1 protein-coding gene is annotated in these 512 nt (G+C 70.5%); it reads left to right on the top strand.

Going from position 1 to position 512, the window contains the following annotated elements; all coding sequences use genetic code 11:
* On the top strand, positions 1-512 hold a 512-nt coding region (locus tag AC1DWF_RS38835), incomplete at both ends, for an NAD(P)/FAD-dependent oxidoreductase (RefSeq protein WP_476843709.1).

Here is a 512-nt window from a genome sequence, read left to right as displayed (position 1 = left end):
GCTCCGCCCTGTCCCGCTACACCGCGCGCGACTTCCTCGGGCTGATCGAGAAGCATCGCATCGCCTGGCACGAGAAGACGCTCGGCCAGCTTTTCTGCGATGGCTCGGCGCGGCAGGTGGTGGCCCTGCTGCTGGCGGAAGCCGAGGCGGCGGGCGTGGTACTGCGGCTGAGCCAGCGGGTGACCGACATCGCGCGCGACACGGATTTCCGCGTCACGACCGGGCATGGGACCTTCACGGCGGAATCGCTGGTCCTCGCGACGGGCGGGCTCTCCATCCCGAAGATGGGCGCGACCGGCTTCGCCTATGACGTCGCGACGCGCTTCGGCCTGAAGCTGGTCGAGCGCCGGCCGGCGCTCGTGCCGCTGGCCTTCGGCGGCGAGCAGCTGGCGCTCATGCAGCCGCTGGCCGGAGTCTCGCTGCCAGTGATCGCCAAGGCGGGAAAGGCGAAATTCCCGGAGGCGATGCTCTTCACCCATCGCGGCCTCTCGGGCCCGGCGATCCTCCAGGTC

The sequence above is a fragment of the Aminobacter sp. P4_D5 genome (assembly GCF_056401815.1).
The sequence above is the reverse complement of the archived record's forward strand: the minus strand, read 5'-3'. Positions and strand labels throughout refer to the sequence as shown.